The 16,933-nt window shown below is 60.1% G+C and carries 13 protein-coding genes and 2 tRNA genes; 13 read left to right on the top strand and 2 right to left on the bottom strand.

Annotated elements, in window-relative coordinates; all coding sequences use genetic code 11:
* Positions 1–107: 107 nt before the first annotated feature.
* From VSX42_RS01615 to VSX42_RS01625, 3 genes are all read left to right on the top strand, one after another.
* Positions 108–193, top strand: a tRNA-Leu gene (locus tag VSX42_RS01615).
* A 268-nt stretch (positions 194–461) separates the two neighbouring features.
* Positions 462–547, top strand: a tRNA-Leu gene (locus VSX42_RS01620).
* 249 nt (positions 548–796) lie between these two features.
* A complete protein-coding gene (locus VSX42_RS01625; protein ID WP_326502666.1) occupies positions 797–2,302 on the top strand; it encodes a protein adenylyltransferase SelO family protein in 1,506 nt (501 codons plus the stop codon).
* Positions 2,303–2,384: 82 nt separating this feature from the next.
* Here the strand turns inward: VSX42_RS01625 and VSX42_RS01630 are convergent, their stop codons facing one another.
* Positions 2,385–4,433 carry an MDR family MFS transporter gene (locus VSX42_RS01630; RefSeq protein ID WP_326502667.1) on the bottom strand — a complete coding sequence of 683 codons (2,049 nt, stop codon included), beginning with the start codon at positions 4,431–4,433 and terminating at the stop codon, positions 2,385–2,387.
* Between the two features lie 387 nt (positions 4,434–4,820).
* Here VSX42_RS01630 and VSX42_RS01635 point away from each other — a divergent pair, with 387 nt between their 5' ends.
* The 4 genes from VSX42_RS01635 (at position 4,821) to mshC (ending at position 8,568) form a co-directional block, all read left to right on the top strand.
* Entirely contained in the window at positions 4,821–5,783 is a 963-nt protein-coding gene (locus VSX42_RS01635) for an L-lactate dehydrogenase (protein WP_326502668.1), read from the top strand.
* A gap of 151 nt (positions 5,784–5,934) precedes the next feature.
* On the top strand, positions 5,935–6,222 hold the full coding sequence (locus VSX42_RS01640) for a hypothetical protein (RefSeq protein WP_326502669.1): 288 nt from the start codon (positions 5,935–5,937) through the stop codon (positions 6,220–6,222).
* 89 nt (positions 6,223–6,311) lie between these two features.
* A complete protein-coding gene (locus VSX42_RS01645; RefSeq protein WP_326502670.1) occupies positions 6,312–7,142 on the top strand; it encodes an undecaprenyl-diphosphate phosphatase in 831 nt (276 codons plus the stop codon).
* Between the two features lie 121 nt (positions 7,143–7,263).
* Entirely contained in the window at positions 7,264–8,568 is a 1,305-nt protein-coding gene (mshC, locus tag VSX42_RS01650) for a cysteine--1-D-myo-inosityl 2-amino-2-deoxy-alpha-D-glucopyranoside ligase (protein WP_326502671.1), read from the top strand.
* Here mshC and VSX42_RS01655 read toward each other — a convergent pair.
* Complete coding sequence (locus tag VSX42_RS01655) at positions 8,565–9,449, bottom strand: PAC2 family protein (RefSeq protein ID WP_326502672.1); 885 nt, start codon at positions 9,447–9,449, stop codon at positions 8,565–8,567. The two genes, mshC and VSX42_RS01655, sit on opposite strands and share 4 nt — an antisense overlap.
* Positions 9,450–9,549: 100 nt before the next feature.
* Between VSX42_RS01655 and VSX42_RS01660 the strand changes: the two genes are divergently transcribed.
* The 6 genes from VSX42_RS01660 to pafA all read left to right on the top strand — a co-directional run bounded on the left by VSX42_RS01660 (position 9,550) and on the right by pafA (position 16,885).
* Complete coding sequence (locus VSX42_RS01660) at positions 9,550–10,695, top strand: site-2 protease family protein (RefSeq protein WP_326502673.1); 1,146 nt, start codon at positions 9,550–9,552, stop codon at positions 10,693–10,695.
* Positions 10,696–10,760: 65 nt separating this feature from the next.
* Complete coding sequence (locus VSX42_RS01665; protein WP_237185663.1) at positions 10,761–11,795, top strand: tRNA (adenine-N1)-methyltransferase; 1,035 nt, start codon at positions 10,761–10,763, stop codon at positions 11,793–11,795.
* An 87-nt stretch (positions 11,796–11,882) separates the two neighbouring features.
* Positions 11,883–13,568, top strand: a complete 1,686-nt coding sequence (gene arc / locus VSX42_RS01670) for a proteasome ATPase (RefSeq protein ID WP_326502674.1) — start codon at positions 11,883–11,885, stop codon at positions 13,566–13,568.
* A 2-nt stretch (positions 13,569–13,570) separates the two neighbouring features.
* Positions 13,571–15,172 (top strand): depupylase/deamidase Dop, encoded by a 1,602-nt coding sequence (dop, locus tag VSX42_RS01675; protein WP_326502675.1) that lies wholly within the window; start codon positions 13,571–13,573, stop codon positions 15,170–15,172.
* Positions 15,173–15,201: 29 nt separating this feature from the next.
* Entirely contained in the window at positions 15,202–15,399 is a 198-nt protein-coding gene (locus VSX42_RS01680; protein ID WP_326502676.1) for a ubiquitin-like protein Pup, read from the top strand.
* 52 nt (positions 15,400–15,451) lie between these two features.
* Positions 15,452–16,885 (top strand): Pup--protein ligase, encoded by a 1,434-nt coding sequence (gene pafA / locus VSX42_RS01685; RefSeq protein ID WP_326502677.1) that lies wholly within the window; start codon positions 15,452–15,454, stop codon positions 16,883–16,885.
* The last annotated feature ends 48 nt before the right edge of the window (positions 16,886–16,933 follow it).

Consider the following 16,933-nt stretch of genomic DNA (forward strand, 5'->3'; position numbering starts at 1 on the left):
GCGCTGGTGGGGGCAGTGAGAGGTGGATTTTGCAGGTTCTCTAAACATTGTGTATAGTAATAACTTGTTGCCAGCACGCCTTCGGTTGAAGAAGTGCAAGACACCTTGCGCGGGTGGCGGAATAGGCAGACGCGCTAGCTTGAGGTGCTAGTCCTCGTATTAGAGGGTGGGGGTTCAAGTCCCCCCTCGCGCACAAGAAAACCCCATGTGGGACACAGAAAAACCGGCTCCTGTCAACAGGAGCCGGTTTTTTGTTGAGAAGGACTCTGCTGAGGTGGCTTAAATCAGGAAACTTGAGCGCCAGCCCGTAGGGGAGTGCTTGTCTGGTAACCATCCAGCGCTTGGGTGTGATGGAGCTTATGCCACCAAATCCCCTTTCTGGTTTGCGTGCGCGAAAAGCGCCCGGTATAGTTATTACTCGTTGCCAGCACGCCTTCGGTTGAAGAAGTGCAAGACACCTTGCGCGGGTGGCGGAATAGGCAGACGCGCTAGCTTGAGGTGCTAGTCCTCGTATTAGAGGGTGGGGGTTCAAGTCCCCCCTCGCGCACAAGAAAACCCCATGTGGGACACAGAAAAACCGGCTCTTGTTGATAAGAGCCGGTTTTTTGTTGACTTAAGCCCTGCCGTAGCACATTGGCCCCTGGCAGGATTTTTATGCCTTGATAGATTATCAACTTTACTCATCAGTTAAACTGATTATTTTCGGTTGGTGTCTTTAAGAAATTTTAAAATCGGTGGCAACTCCCTGCCTCTAAGCCAGTCTCACTAGCCTTCGACCGGGCGATAAACTAGCCCTATGCAGCCTACTGAACCTCGTGTGTCCGCCCCGCTCCTTGACCATACCTACAGCGAGGCCTTCCCTGACCTTGCTCGCCATGCCCAGCCGGATATCCCGCAGGGTACCCGCCTGGCCTGGCTCAACGAGAATCTTGCCCGTGACCTGGGGCTGGACCCGGCCTGGTTGCGCACTGACGCCGGTTTAGCCTGGATGACGGGCAGGGGAGAGGCCCCCACGGCTACCCTGGCCTACTCGGGCTACCAGTTCGGGCAGCTTTCGCCGGTGCTGGGCGACGGGCGGGCCCACCTCATCGGCGAACTGGCTGTACCCGCGCGAGAAGAAGGCGGTAGTGCTACCCGCTGTGATCTTCACCTGAAAGGCAGCGGGCGGACGCCCTTCTCGCGCCCCGGTTCGGATGGCAAGGCTCCGCTGTCGGCGGCCTGGCGGGAAGCTGTCATCGGGGAGTCCCTGCATGCGCTCGGCCTGCCGACTACCAGGGCCCTGGCTGTGTTCGGGACCGGAGAGAAGGTGCAGCGCCGCGCACCTGAACCGGAGCCGGCGGGTCTGGTCCTGCGCGTTGCCGCCAGTCACCTGCGGGTAGGTACCTTCCAGTTTGCCCAGTACCACTGCGACCCTGAGGTGCGGGGGCAGCTGGTCGATTATGCCCTGGCCCGTCATTACCCCCACCTCACCCCGGGGGAAACCCGTAGTGAGCGGGCCCTTGCCCTGCTTCGTGCTGTGGCGCAGCGGCAAGCTCACCTGGTAGCTAGCTGGCAGGCGCTGGGGTTTGTGCACGGGGTGCTCAACACCGATAACGTAACTATTTCCGGCGAAGCTATCGATTTTGGTCCCTGCGCTTTCATTGATGCTTTTGAGCGCGACAAGGTTTTTAGTTCTATCGACCGCCAGGGCCGCTACGCCTATAACCACCAGCCCGGTATCACCGCCTGGAATCTTTCCCGTTTTGCCGAAACCCTGCTCGATATCATCGACCCTGAAAACCCGAACCGGGCAATCCACCTAGCCACCGAAGTGATATCGGAGTTCGAAGATGAAGTGGTGGAGCAGCAAATAGCTGCCTTTGCTACCAAGCTGGGGCTTGACCTGGATGGGGTTGGTGAGGACGTCCGTGCCCAGGTGGGTAGGTTTGGGCAGGCTACCTTGGGGCTGCTGGAGCGCCATGCCCTAGACTTTACAGGGTTCTTTAGGTCTTTGGCCGAAGGAACCTGTCTGATTCCGGAGGATGACCGGCAGGGCTGGTTGGCCCGGTGGGAAGAACTGAAGAGTGCTATAGGTACTACTCCTGAACGCGCCACGGAACTCATGTTGGCACATAATCCGGTCTGCATCCCCAGAAATTTGGCACTCGATGCTGCCCTGCGGCAGGTGGAGCGCGGAAACCAGCTGCCGCTTGAGGAGCTGCTGGAAGCTGTCAGTAACCCCTTTGAACGCCGTGCCGGCCTTGACTACCTGGAAGGCGCGCCTATCGAGTCCCGCTTCTTCACGAGCTTTTGCGGAACGTAGAGCCACTTCTCTTATCTAGAATTTGGTTTAAAAAGGACGGGGCCTGCCACCGAACTCGTCGGTGGCAGGCCCCGTCCTTCTGCTACCTAGAGCGGCGGCGCAGCCAGCTCCACAGGGCGGCACCTAGACCTAGCGCCAGGGGCCCTGCAGCAGCGGCAAGGACGCCAGCCCGCGGCTTCTTGCCAGACGCTAAGGGAGCCTGGGGCTCAGCTGCGTCTTCGGTCTGCTTGTTGCCCTGGGCGTTTTCCTGCAAGCCCGAAGATGCACGCAGCGGGGGAGTCTTGAAGAAGAGAGCTAGAACAAAGGCCAGAACGGTGGCAAAGAAGCCGACCCAGTAGACCGACAGGGCTGAAGCGTTGAAGCCAACCATGAAGGGGCGGGTGAGGCGGGCGTCTGCACCGGTGAGGTAAGAGGTATCAGAGGTTGAAACGCCTGATTCTTCAGCATCGGTGGAGGTAGAAGAAATCTGCTCTGCCAGGGTGGGGGTAAGCTGATCCACCCAGTAGGAGCGCTGGGCTTCATCGGACCAGTCAACGACCAGGGTACCGTCCTGAACCGAGGCGTGAGCCTGTTCAGCTGCAGATGCCAGGGCAGCCTCACCTCCAGCGGTGCGAGCCTGGTCAGCGGCTGCTGAAAGCTGGGAAGCGATAGAGTTCTGAGCAGGCTCCACAATCTGATTCCACATCTGCTCCATGATGCCCTGGTTCTCAGGAGCGGAGGCCACGGCGGGAGTCAGCGCGGCGTCAAGACCCGAACGCAGGTCGTCCTCGTTGCCCATGGCCTTCATAATGTTGCCGGGCATAGCTGAGAAAAGAACCGACAGCAGGACGGCGGTACCCATGGTGCCACCAATCTGACGGAAGAAGGTTGAAGCGGACGACGCGACACCCATGTAGGTTGGGGCAACAGCATTCTGGGCTGCCAGGGTCAGGGACTGCATGAGCTGACCCAGGCCAAGACCCATGATGAACATGCCCAGCATGAGGAACCAGAGGGGGCGGTCCGCCGTCATGAAGGTCAGGTAGTAGTAGGCAACTACCATGAGGGCGGTACCCAGAATGGGGAAGATGCGGTACTTGCCGGTGCTGGCGACCATGCGACCCGACATGATAGAGGCGGTCATAATACCGGCTATCATGGGTAAGGTTGCGAAGCCCGATTCGGTAGGAGTTAGCCCGGTGGCAATCTGCAGGTAGAGGGGGATGGTCATCATGGCGCCGAACATCCCGAAGCCAACCAAGAAGCCCAGAATGGACGACATGGAGAAGGCGCCTGAACGGAAGAGGGCCAGCGGGAGGATGGCGTCCTGGCCCATCTTGGATTCGATGATGAGGAAAGCTGCAAGGCCCAGGGCGGAGATGACGAAGCAGGTGATGGATGCTGCGGAGGTCCAGCCCCATTCGCGACCCTGTTCAGCAACGAGCAGGAGCGGAACTAGAGCTACGACAACGCTGGTTGTGCCCCACCAGTCAACGCGGGGCTTGAGGGCCACATCGGTGATGCGGGGCAGGTGCAGGAACTTCCAGACCATAGCCAGGGCAATGATGCCGATGGGGACGTTGATGAGGAAGACCCAGCGCCAGCCGGTAATCCACAGAATTTCGTCACTACCGGCAAAGAGGCCACCGGTGAGGGGGCCGAGCACAGAGGAGATACCAAAGACGGCCAGGAAGTAGCCCTGGTACTTGGCGCGCTCACGGGGAGCCAGCATATCGCCCATGATCGCTATGGGCAGAGACATGAGAGCGCCCGCACCGATGCCCTGGAAGGCGCGGAAGGCAGCTAGCATGATCATTGAGGTGGAGAAGCTGGAAAGAAGCGAACCCAGAATGAAGACGACGATACCAAAGAGGTAGAGGGGGCGGCGGCCGAAGAGATCGGAGAGTTTGCCGTAGATGGGGGTGGTGATCGTGGAGGTGATCATGTAAGCGGTAGTGACCCAGGCCTGCTGTTCTAGGCCGTGGAGGTCATCACCGATCGTCCTGATAGCTGTAGAGACGATGGTTTGATCGAGGGACGAGAGGAACATGCCCGCCATAAGACCGACGATGACCAGCATGATTTGCCGATGGGTCATGAGGGGTTGGTCTTGGGCGGTTGTCTGCTCTGGTGTAGCTGGTGCTGTAGACATGACGAACCTTTAGGTTTGGAGTGAATTGTGGGCTCGCGCGGTTTTGCTTGGTCTACGGTGCGCGGACGCTTGTGGCGGGCGGTTGCGTAGTCTTGGGTTCGCGAACTTAACAAGCTTAAGTGCAGTTCTGCAAAAATACTTCCTTCTGGAAGCGTCTTGTGTGCCACAGTGGGTAGGGCGGTTTGAAATTATCTACGTAAGACCGGGTGTGACCTTTCACAAAGGGTCACCCTGCACATATTTGGTTTTGTGGGCTTTTCTAAGTAAAGGTCAGTAAAACCCCAAATAAAAAGCAGATAAACCCACATAAAAGCGCATTTTTTCTGGCATACTTGAGATGTAACGAACACAAAACAACCCCACAGCATCTGCTGAAAGGAACCTCCCATGGCTCTCGAAAAGAAGCACACCAAGCTCGGCGTTATCGGCGCAGGTGGTGTTGGTTCAGCAACCGCCTACGCAGCAACCCTGCGCGGCGTAGCTGATGAAATCGTTATCTACGACATCGCCGGTGAGCGCGCTGAGGCAGAAGGCCTCGACATCGCCCACGGCACCATGTTCGCCCACGAAGCTGAAGTTTCAGGCAGCGGCGACGTAGAAATCCTGCGCGACTCAGACCTCATCATCGTTACCGCAGGCGCCCGCCAGAAGCCCGGCCAGCCCCGCCTCGAACTGGCAGAAGCAAACGTCAACATCTTCAAGTCCATGCTTCCCAAGGTCATGGAGGTAGCCCCCAATGCTATCCTCATGATCGTCACCAACCCCTGCGACGTCCTCGCCGTTGTTGCTCAGAAGATTACCGGCCTGCCCACCGAGCGCTGCTTCGCATCCGGTACCGTGCTCGACTCATCCCGCCTGCGCTGGCTGATCGCTGAAAAGGCCGGCGTCTCCATCAAGTCAGTTCACGCCAACATTGTTGGTGAGCACGGCGACTCAGAATTCCCCGTCTGGTCAGCAGCTAACATCGGTATGGTTCCCCTTGACGAGTGGACCAACGAAGACGGCGAAAAGGTCTTCACCGAAGAGGTCAAGGCAGAACTGGCAGAAGAAGCCATGCGTGCAGCCTACAAGGTCATCGAAGGTAAGGGTTCCACCAACTACGCCATCGGCATCTCAGCTACCCGCATCGCCGAAGCTATCCTTCACGGCCAGAACGCCGTACTCAACGTCGCAACCCAGGTACGCGGCCGCTACGGCATCGAGGGCGAAGCTGCTCTCTCACTGCCCTCCGTTGTCTCACGTGATGGCGTCAAGCGCGTACTCGACGTCCCCATGACCGACGAGGAAATCGAGCGTCTGCGCGCCTCAGCCAACGCCATCAACTCCTCACTGGCAACCCTGGGTTTCTAAAACCTAGGTCTACCTAGCCCAACCGGTAGATATGCCCAACGGCGGTGCCATCCCACTCACCTACGAGTGGGGTGGCACCGCTTTTATGATTTACCTAATTTTTACCGCCCGGTATTTCCCACCCACCGCGAAAGGGAGTAACGTCTACTGTATGAGTAATAACCCTCGTGCCGAACTGGCGCACCTGACCGCCGCCCTCGAAGAGCACCTCAACGCTATTATCAATAGCCGCGGTGAACACGACGCCGCCGTTGACAACACCTACGTAGCCATCGCAAACGCCTTTGAACGCTACGAAGAAGCCCTGTTCGACGCCTACGAAGAGGTCACCCCGCTCGAAGTTTTCATCGAAGATGAAGACGATGATGACTTTGACTACGACTTCGATGAAGAAGACGATGATGAGGTGGAGTACTACCTCGATGAAGAGCAGAAGTAGACCGGTTACCCAGGTTCTACCTGTTATTCCAGGCACAGCACCGCGAGCGGTGCTGTGCTTTTTCTTTGACTCGCGTAGAGTTTTCTGCTGTGGAATGGATACAAGCAATCATCCTGGGTCTTGTCCAGGGTCTAACTGAGTTTTTGCCGATCTCGTCATCGGGTCATATTCGTATCGTGGGTCAGTTCTTGCCGAACGACGAGGATCCCGGTGCGGCTTTTACCGCTATCACCCAGCTGGGTACTGAAGCGGCTGTTTTGGTCTTCTTCTGGAAGGACATCGTTCGCATCATCAAGAACTGGTTCGGTTCTTTGGTGGGCAAGGTTGATAAGAAAGATCCGGACGCCCGCATGGGCTGGTTCATCATCATCGGTTCCCTGCCGATTGGTATTCTGGGCATCCTGCTCGAGGACTACATCGATTCAACCTTCCGCAGCCTCTGGATTACCGCAACCATGCTGATTGTGTTCGCAATCTTCCTGGGCATCGCAGACCGTATCGGTCGCGAACAGCGCGAGCTGAAAGACCTCACCATCAAGCACGGTATTCTGTACGGTTTCGCGCAGGCGCTGGCCCTGGTTCCCGGTGTTTCACGTTCCGGCGGCACCATCATGGCCGGTCTGCTCATGGGCTACACCCGTGAGGCAGCAGCCCGTTACTCCTTCCTGCTGGCGATCCCCGCGGTTTTCGCATCGGGCCTCTACAAGCTGGCAGGCAGCATCTCTGAGGGCTTCACCGGCTACTACGGTTTCGGTTCCACTATGGTCGCAACCCTGGTTGCTTTCGTGGTCGGCTACCTAATCATCGGCTGGTTCCTCAAGTACGTTTCCAACAAGAGCTACAGCATCTTCGTCTGGTACCGTATCGCCCTGGGTCTTGCCCTGTACATCCTGCTGGGCACCGGCGTCCTCGCCGCATAGACCTGTCTCACTTTTTACCCGCCCGGAAATACCTTTCCGGGCGGGTATTGTTTTAGGAAGAGAAAAAGCGCCGCCCCCAGGCTATTCGGGGTAGGCGCACATCAACTATAGTGAGGTTTTCATGCGAGCTTGGGACCAGCCCACCATTCCGTCACTCCCGGGGCAGGCGCCCCTTCCCACCGTCTTTGATACTGCGGCCGGAGGCAGGCAGGCCCTTGAGCGTGAGAGCCGCGCTGGGCTGTACGTCTGCGGCATTACTCCCTACGACGCGACCCACATGGGGCATGCTTCTACCTACGTTGCTTTTGACGTGCTGAACCGGGCCTGGCGCGATGCCGGGGTCGAGGTAACTTTCGTGCAGAACGTCACCGACGTGGATGATCCCCTGCTTGAGCGCGCCGAAGCGACCGGCGTTGACTGGCGGCAGCTCGCTGAGGAACAGACCGAGCTGTTCCGCACCGATATGGTAGCCCTGAACGTCATTGCCCCCGACCACTACGTAAGCGTTGTCGACTCAGTGCCCTCTGTGGCGGCTGCCGTGCAGAAACTACTGCACGAGGGCGTGGCCTACCGCGTGCCGGGTTTCACTGATGAGCAGGGTGCTACCCATCCCGACGGTGATATCTACTTCGATATTGAGGCCGCCCAGAAATTGGGTGAAGGCCGCGAAGACGGCTGGTCGCTGGGCCAGGTAGCCCACTACAGCCTGGAAGAGATGCTGACCATTTTTGGTGAGCGCGGCGGCGACCCTGAGCGCCCCGGTAAGCGCAATGCCCTTGACCCCCTGCTGTGGCGTGTTGAGCGGGCGGGGGAGCCTGCCTGGGAGGCGGGGGAGCTAGGGCGCGGCCGCCCCGGCTGGCATATCGAGTGCAGCGTGATTTCGAGTGAGTTCCTGGGCGCACCCTTCTCTGTTCAGGGCGGTGGCTCTGACCTGATTTTCCCGCACCACGATCTGGGGTCGAGCCATTCCTTTGCCCTGAACGGCGAGCCTATGGCCCGCCACTACATGCACACCGGCATGGTGGGTCTTGACGGGGAGAAGATGAGCAAGTCCCTGGGAAACCTGGTGTTGGTATCAAAGCTGCGGGCTGCCGGCGTAGAACCTGCCGCTATCCGCCTGGCGATTATGGATAACCACTACCGCACCGACTGGTTCTGGCAGGAAGATTTGCTAACCAAGGCCCAGGGGCGTCTGGAACTCTACCGTTCGGCTGCGGCAGTTGCCGAGGGGCAGGCCGATGAGGCCGCGCTGGCCCTGCTTGAGACCGTCCGCCAGCATCTTGCCGACGACCTCAACACCCCCGCCGCCCTGGTTGCCCTTGACCAGTGGGCCCTCTCTACCCTTGAGAACGGTGGTGGCGGCGGTCAGCTGGTAGCTGACCTGCTCATGGCCCGCCTGGGCGTTGATCTGGCACCTGCTGCCTAGTTGTCGCCCTGGTTCTTGAGGAATTTCTCGAACTGGGCCGCAATATCTATTTGGCTGAGGTCAGCGATATCGTCGTTGGCCTCAGCTATTGATTCTAGGGTTCGTACGTAGCTGGCCAGCTCGGGCTCGTCCTCGATTAGGGCGTCGGCCTGGTGGTTCCAGCTGGCGATGTCATCCGCACTGCGCTCTAGGGGCATGGGGAAGCCTAGAATCGCTTCGAGGGCAGAGAGCAGGGTGAAAGTTGCCTTGGGGTGGGGCGGCTCAGGCAGATAGTGGGGAACCGATACCCAGAGGGAGAGGGCCGGTATGTGAGCCTGCCCGGCTTCGAACGCCAGCACACCAATCAGGCCGGTTGGGCCCTGGTAGGTATTGGCCTCTACTCCCTCTAAGGCGAGGACGCTGCTGGTATAGCTGGTGACGCTCAGCGGCAGGGGACGGGTGTGGGGGACCTCATCGAGTAGGGCCCCGCAGAAAACAACCAGGTCAACCTGTTCCTGTTGCACCAGGTCTTTAAAACGCTCGATGTAGGTCTGCCAGTTCATGGAGGGCTCGGGGCCAGCGAGGGTCAATAGGCGGACGCCGGCGGTGGTGCGCGCTTCACTAAAGATGGTATCGGGCCAGGTAATGCGCTGGGTGCCGTCCTCGTCGATGCTCAGAAGAGGTCGGGTTTCGGTGTAGTTGTAGCAGCCGCTCACGTCAAAGCCGGGCGCCGGTGTGGCGGGGTAGTGCTCCCATAGTGCGCGGAAGGCGTCGATAACGGCGTCGCCGGCGTCATTCCACCCTGTGAAACCGACCAGGAGCACGGTGGGGGCATGAGCCGGTAGGGTGGAGGTGCTTGCGAAATGGTTCAGAGCGTTGAGGGGGAGGGGCTGATTAATCACCCCCATATCCTACCCCTGATAGGCCGTAACCTCTACAGGCAATAGACTAGAGAGTTCCGGGGTGGCAGCTCCGGTGATGCAGCGCTCAGGAGGTAAAGGTATGACGTCCCATCCGGGTCTTCGGATTGGTTCTTTCGCGGGGGCGCCAATATATCTGCGCCTCTCCTGGTTCCCCCTCATGGCTTTGGTCGTGGTGGGTTACGGTATGAACCTGGCGTCTTCGCGGTCTTTAACGGAAGCGCAGGGTTATCTTGCTGCCGGTGTGGTTGCCGGTACCCTGGCGCTGGGAGTCTTCGCCCACGAACTAGCACACGCTGCGGTCGGCCGGGCTCGGGGGGTACGGATTTCGTCCATCTCCCTGAACATGTGGGGCGGGCAGACCAAGATGCAGACCGCTTCGGCGGCGACCTCGCTACTGGTGTCGGTGGCTGGCCCGCTGGTGAATTTTGCGGTAGCGGCCCTGTGTCAGTTGATATGGTGGGCGACGGGTTCCGCTGACTTCTTTGGCTTCGCCCTGGCTGCCCAGGTCAACCTCGCTATCGGTATTTTTAACCTGATACCGGCCTTCCCCCTCGACGGCGGTTATGCCCTCGAAGCTCTGGTCTTTATCCTGGTAGGCCGCCGGTCGGTGGCAACCCGGGTGACAGCCTATACGGGCCTTCTGCTCCTTGCCCTCTTAGCTAGCGCTCTGCTCTTCACCGGCCTGTGGCGGTCTCCCTGGGTGCTACTGGTAGCCGCTGCCCTGGCCTTTTATCTGTGGAGCGGCACCAACCACTCCCTCAAACAACTCGCGCAGGATTCTGATTCTCGCCACCCCCTACGGGCGTCCGCCCTGATGGTTCCCGCCCAGCTTGCTGACCCTCGTAGCAGCATCGGTGGCGCCCATCAGCGCTGGGACGGCACCTCCCACCTGCTTCTAGTAGAGCAGCAGGGGGCGTCCGTGCGTCCCCTTGCCTTTGTTGGACCTACAACGCTCGCTGCCTCGCTGGGCTCTCTTGACCAGCAGCCCCTGGCCGCTATCGCTCAGCCCCTTGCCGCCCGCACTCTGGGCACCCAGACCGGTTACATCGACACCCTCGATGAGTACAGCGGCTTTGCCCACTACCGCCTGCCCGAAGAGCAACGGGGGCAGAACCTCACCTGGGTGGTGATGGATGCCGCCACCCCCGTGGGGCTGGTAACCTCCCATGCCATTACTCAGGCGGTGCTGGTCACCGTGGGCGCTGGCACGTCTTCATCTAAATGACCCCACCGCGCTTTTCTGAGACAATAGAAGAAACCAGACCAAAAACGAAAGAGAAATCTGACCTTATGAGCACCCCTACCGGTAGCGTCAACCGCCGTGGCCCCTTCCGCCCGGGAGAGCGCGTCCAGCTGACCGACGAGCGCGGACGCATGACCACCATTACCCTGGCTGAAGGCGGGGAATACCACTCCCACCGCGGTTTCTTTAAGCACAGCGAGCTCATCGGCAACGTTGAGGGCACCGTGATTGAAAACTCCGAGGGGTTCAAGTTCCAGGCCCTGCGCCCGCTCTACAAGGACTTTGTGCTTTCTATGCCCCGCGGCGCTGCCGTGGTCTATCCCAAGGACGCCGGCCAGATTGTGGCCATGGCCGATATCTTCCCCGGTGCCCGCGTGATTGAAGCTGGCGTCGGCTCCGGTGCCCTCTCTATCGCCCTTCTGCGGGCCGTGGGGGACGGCGGCCACCTGCGTTCTTTCGAACGCCGAGAAGAGTTTGCCGATATCGCCCGCGGCAATATCGAAACCTTCTTCGGTGGGGAGCACCCCGCCTGGTCACTGACCCTGGGAGATTTGGCTGAAGCCCTGGGCGAGGTCGAAGAACCCGGTAGCGTAGACCGCGCCGTCCTCGACATGCTGGCCCCCTGGGAGTGCCTGGACGCCGTAGCCACCGCCCTGGCGCCCGGCGGCGTCATCATCTGCTACGTTGCGACCGTAACCCAGCTCTCCCGCGTGGCCGAGGCCCTGCGCGCCGACGGCCGCTTCACCGAGCCCGAATCCCATGAAACCATGGTGCGAGGCTGGCACGTAGAGGGCCTGGCAGTACGCCCCGACCACCGCATGGTAGCCCACACCGGCTTCCTCATTACCGCCCGCCGCCTAGCTGACGGGGCAGAGCGTCTTGCCCCCAAGCGCCGAGCATCAAAGACCGATTTCTCAGAAGAGGATATGAACGCCTGGACTCCCGCAGCCCTGGGCGAGCGCAATGTCTCTGACCGTAAGCTCCGCCGGGCCGGTCGCGATGCCCTGAACCTGGCTGAAAAGGCCGCCTCCGCTGCCCAGAAGGCTGAGGCCGCACAGGCTGACCAGGATTCCGAAAACTAAAACCCCAGGACGGCCCCGCCACCCGATGATTGGGGTGGCGGGGTTCTGACTCACCGGTGAGTCGTCACCAGAAGGAAGTGCCCCAGCATGAGTGAACGTTTAACCGTTTCGTCGGTAGATTACGAGCGTATTCTGCGGCAGCTCAATATCGCTAACGATAACCGCCGCAATCTTGATCGGCAGTTGCGGGCGGCTGGCGAGCGCAACCAGAAGCTGGTGACGGCTCTGACCAAGACTAAGAACGAGATTGAGCATCTGCGCATGGCGCTGGCTCAGGAGGTGGCTCCGCCGCTGAATTCTGCCCTGGTGCTGGGGGTGCACGGGGCGACGATGACCTACCAGGATCTTGCCGAGGGCAAGACTCCGGCTGAGATTGAGGAGCATCTGGACGTTCTCTTGGGCGGCCGTCTGGTGCGTATCACCTGCTCGCCTCTGCTGCCGATTGCGCAGGTGAAGCCGGGGATGACCGTCCTGCTCAACGAGCATACCCAGGCGGTGGCATCGCTGGGGTTTGAAGGCTACGGTGATGTGGTGACGGTGCGGGAGGTGCTAGATCACGACCACCTGGTGGTTGACCTGCCCAACCAGTCAAAGGCTGTGGCCCGTATTTCGGGTGCCCTGGACCCGGACGAGCTGCGCGTGGGTGATACCGTCACCTACGATTCGCGTATTCAGATGGTGACCTCCCTGGTTCCCCATACCGATGCCCAGGAGCTGGTACTGGAAGAGGTGCCCGATGTTACCTATGACAATATCGGTGGTCTGGGCGACCAGATTGACCTGATTCGGGACGCTGTTGAGTTGCCCTTCCTGCACCCCGATATTTACCGTCAGTACCGCCTGACTCCGCCCAAGGGTATCTTGCTCTACGGCCCTCCCGGTAACGGTAAGACCCTGATTGCTAAGGCTGTGGCTAACTCTCTGGCAGCACGCGCTGCGGAGCGGTCTGAGAATGGTAAAAAGACCGGCTACTTCTTGAACATCAAGGGCCCGGAGTTGCTGGATAAGTATGTGGGTGAGACCGAACGCCAGATTCGCGATATCTTCTCTGCTGCCCGCGATAAGGCACGAGCGGGTCATCCCGTGGTAGTTTTCTTTGACGAGATGGAGTCGCTCTTCCGTACCCGCGGTTCGGGCCGGTCTTCGGACGTCGAAACCACCATTGTGCCCCAGCTTCTGGCTGAGATTGACGGTGTTGAGAGCCTGGATAACGTCATTGTGATTGGTGCGACCAACCGCGAAGACATGATTGACCCGGCTGTGCTGCGGCCGGGGCGTTTGGACGTGAAAATCCGCATTAACCGCCCCAACCGGGCCGGTGCTGCCGAAATCTTCGGGCTTTACCTGACAGAGGACCTGCCGATTAGTCAGGCTGAGGTGGCAAGAGCCGGGTCCCAGCAGCAGGCGGTTGCCAGCATGATTGAGACGGTCATTGAACACCTCTTCTCTGCTGAGCCGGCGAACCGCTACATCAGCGTTGATTTAGAGAACGGCGTGAGTCGCTGGCTCTTCAGGGGCGACTTCCTTTCGGGCGCCGTAATCCGCAATATCGTCGATCAGGCTAAGAAGCTGGCGATTAAGTCTTACCTTTCTACCGGGGCTGAGGGTATCAGCACCGAGCACCTGCTAGAGGCGGTGCGCGCAGAGTTCGAGGACCAGGTCGAGGTGCCCCAGGCCAGCGAAATTGAGGATGTCCTCTCTACCCTCAACATTCGTCTGCGAGTGCTCAACGCAGCCCCGGCTCGTTCCGTCGATACCGGAGCGGGGGTCTAGCGATGACTGTTCGCCGTATCATGGGGGCCGAGACCGAGTACGGGGTGCACGCCCCGGCAAAGCCCCACGCCAACCCCACGGTGCTCTCTGCCTTTGTGATCAACACCTACGACACCCTTTTCAAGCAGGAGCTCTCAGCGGCCCTTGAAACCCGCTGGGAGTATGGTTCAGAAGCCCCGCTAACCGATGCCCGCGGTTTCGACATGCCACGCGAGCAGGCCCACCCCACCCAACTGACCGATACCGCCCATGTGCTCACCAGCGAAGACATCGCGGCAGAAGCCCTGAGTGAGGCCGGGCATTTTGCCGAGCGAATCGACTGGGATGCGGTCACCATGAACTCGATTCTGCCCAACGGGGCCCGTTTCTACGTGGACCACGCCCACCCCGAGTACTCCTCGCCCGAGGTAACCAACCCGCGCGACGCCGTCCTCTGGGATGCAGCAGGCGACCATATCGCCGCACAAACCGTAGCCACCATTGAAAAGGTGACCGCTAGCCAGAGCTCGGCGATGTCCGCGGTCAACCTCTACAAGAACAATACGGACGGCAAGGGCCAGTCCTACGGTTCCCACGAGAACTATCTGGTGCCCCGCGCCGTCGATTTTGAGTACCTGGCAGCTAGCCTGCTGCCCTTCTTCGCGACCCGCCAGGTCATGGTGGGGGCAGGACGGCTGGGCTTGGGTACTTCCGGGGAGCAGGCAGGTTTTCAGATTTCCCAGCGTGCTGACTTCTTTGAGCGCACCGTCGGCCTGGAAACCACCGTCCGCCGCCCGCTGATTAACACCCGCGACGAGCCCCACGCAGACAGCAACCGCTATCGCCGCCTGCATGTGATTACCGGTGACGCTAACCTGTCGCACACCTCCAACCTGCTCAAGTTTGGCACCATGTCCCTGGTACTGAACCTCATCGAGGCCAAGACCGCTCCTGCCATTGAACTGGCTGACCCGGTTGCTGCCATGCACACGGTCAGCCACGACCTAACCCTAAGCGCCCAGCTACCCCTCACGGGCGGGGGCAGCATGAGCGCCCTGCAGATTCAGCGGGCCTACCTCGATGCTGCCATCGCGCTAGAGACCAACCCCGATGAAGCGACCGCCGAGATTCTCCAGCTTTGGGGCGAGGTGCTAGAGGCCCTGGGCGATAACCCCTTGTCTCTGGCCGACCGCCTGGACTGGGTTGCCAAGTACGCCCTACTGAAGGGCTACGTTGACCGGGGCCTGAGCTGGGATAACCCCAAGCTGGCTGCCATCGACCTGCAGTATTCGGACGTCCGCCCCGCCAAGGGCCTGTACCACAAGCTGGTAGCCTTGGGCCGCATGAAGACCATCTTTAGCCCCGAAGAAATCGCCCGGGCTGCGGCCGAGCCACCGCGCGACACCCGTGCCTACTTGCGCGGCAAGCTCATCACCACCTGGCCCGACGAGGTCGTGGGAGCCAACTGGGACACCCTCTCGGTACGCAACCCGCTTTCCATCGACCTGCACCGCCTAACCATGGATAACCCCGAGCACTTTACCGCCGAAATCGTTGAACCCCACCTGGGGCTAGAGCACGCAGACCAGCTTTTTGCCCTACTGGCTGGCCAGCAGACCAGCTAGCCGTCATACCCCACAGAAAGAGAGACATCATGGACCGCATCCAGCGCCAGAACACCACCTCAACCACCTCCCAGCAGGTAGAAGAAGTAGCCATCGCCCACCAGAAGACAGAGGTGAACGAGCAGGCAGTATCAGACATCGATGACCTGCTGGCAGAAATCGACGGCGTGCTCGAAGAAAACGCCGAAGACTTCGTCAAGGGCTTCGTCCAAAAGGGCGGCCAGTAGGCCCAGCCCCTCACCAGCAGCCAGCATTCGCCCCAACGCCTAAGGAAGACCCGTGGAACGCAGAATATTCGGCATCGAAACCGAGTTCGGCATCAGATACATCCCGAAAGGGCTTGGCCCCCTGGCCCCAGAAGAGGCCGCCCGCAAGCTCTTCAAGCCGGTGGTAGACACCTGGCGTTCCTCCAATGTCTTCCTGCCCAACGGCGGGCGACTCTACCTCGATGTGGGATCCCACCCCGAATACGCCACCGCCGAGACCGCCTCGGTCCGAGATGCCCTCATTCAAGACAAGGCGGGGGAGTACCTGCTCAATGACCTGGTCAACCAGGCAGAAGATTCCCTCGAAGCAGAGGGCTATCAGGGGCAGATCTTCCTCTTCAAAAACAATGTTGACTCGGCGGGCAACTCTTTCGGATCCCACGAGAACTACATGTTAGAGCGCAAGGTGGAGTTCTCCCGCCTGGTCCGCTCCCTCATTCCCTTCCTGATTACCCGCCAGATTGTGGTCGGGGCGGGTAAGGTTCACCCTGCGGGCCCCCCGCAGTGGGGCGGACGTCCGCTCGGGGCAGAGGGGCAGCCCAGCTTCTCCTTCTCCCAGCGGGCCGACTACATCTGGGAAGGCTCATCAACAGCCACCACCCGGGCCCGGCCCATCATTAACACCCGCGATGAACCCCACGCCGACGCCTCGCTCTACCGTCGCATGCACGTGATTAACGGGGACTCCAACATGTCGCAGGCCACCACCCTGCTCAAACTCGGGGCCACCGACCTGGTACTTCGTATGCTTGAGGACTACTACCCCCTCGAGAACTTCGAAATCAAAGACACTGCCACCGCCCTGCGCGTCATCTCCCACGACCTGACCGGCACAGCCAGCTTCCCCCTAGCGGACGGCCGTGAAGCCAATGCCCTGACCCTGCAACGCCACTACCAGGCAGCCGCCATCCGCTACATCGAAGAGAAGGGGGCCCACCACGAGGACGTACCCTACATTCTGGATCTCTGGGGCCGGGCCCTGGACGCGGTGGAAAGCGGCGATACCTCCCTCATTGATACCGAAATCGACTGGGCCATCAAAAAGAAGCTGCTCGATACCTACATCGCCCGCGGGGCCAGTGGCTACGCCGACCCTAAAATCCAGCAGCTTGATTTGGCCTACCACGATATCGACCCTACCCGCGGTGTTTTTGGTCTGCTGACCAGCAAGGGCCTGGTCAAGAACCTGGTCAGCCACGATGAGATTGCCCACGCCACCGTGCATCCGCCTGCTACCCGGGCGGCCTTACGCGGTCGCTTCATTAGTGCTGCCCGCAACGCCGGGGAGCCCTTCACTGTGGACTGGGTGCACCTGAAACTCAACAACAAGCCCCACCTGACCGTCATGTGCAAGGACCCCTTCGCCACCGAAAGTGCCGCCATGGACGACCTGCTGGCCACCCTCAACCCCGGCCCCCAGGATGCCTGGTCCCCGCCCTTTATCTAGGTAAACCAGCAAATTACCAGACCCCACCCAGCTCTATCCGCTAGTATG

It is taken from the genome of Rothia nasimurium (assembly GCF_035916755.1).
In the GTDB taxonomy this organism is placed as follows: Bacteria; Actinomycetota; Actinomycetes; order Actinomycetales; family Micrococcaceae; genus Rothia.

Bases quoted from the DNA above. Each gene is read 5' to 3' on its own strand.
- VSX42_RS01665 (WP_237185663.1), top strand. From the start codon at position 10,761: ATGAGCACCCCTACCGGTAGCGTCAACCGCCGTGGCCCCTTCCGCCCG.
- arc (WP_326502674.1), top strand. From the start codon at position 11,883: ATGAGTGAACGTTTAACCGTTTCGTCGGTAGATTACGAGCGTATTCTG.
- dop (WP_326502675.1), top strand. From the start codon at position 13,571: ATGACTGTTCGCCGTATCATGGGGGCCGAGACCGAGTACGGGGTGCAC.
- VSX42_RS01660 (WP_326502673.1), top strand. From the start codon at position 9,550: ATGACGTCCCATCCGGGTCTTCGGATTGGTTCTTTCGCGGGGGCGCCA.
- VSX42_RS01640 (WP_326502669.1), top strand. From the start codon at position 5,935: ATGAGTAATAACCCTCGTGCCGAACTGGCGCACCTGACCGCCGCCCTC.
- VSX42_RS01630 (WP_326502667.1), bottom strand. From the start codon at position 4,433: ATGTCTACAGCACCAGCTACACCAGAGCAGACAACCGCCCAAGACCAA.
- VSX42_RS01635 (WP_326502668.1), top strand. From the start codon at position 4,821: ATGGCTCTCGAAAAGAAGCACACCAAGCTCGGCGTTATCGGCGCAGGT.
- mshC (WP_326502671.1), top strand. From the start codon at position 7,264: ATGCGAGCTTGGGACCAGCCCACCATTCCGTCACTCCCGGGGCAGGCG.
- VSX42_RS01625 (WP_326502666.1), top strand. From the start codon at position 797: ATGCAGCCTACTGAACCTCGTGTGTCCGCCCCGCTCCTTGACCATACC.
- VSX42_RS01680 (WP_326502676.1), top strand. From the start codon at position 15,202: ATGGACCGCATCCAGCGCCAGAACACCACCTCAACCACCTCCCAGCAG.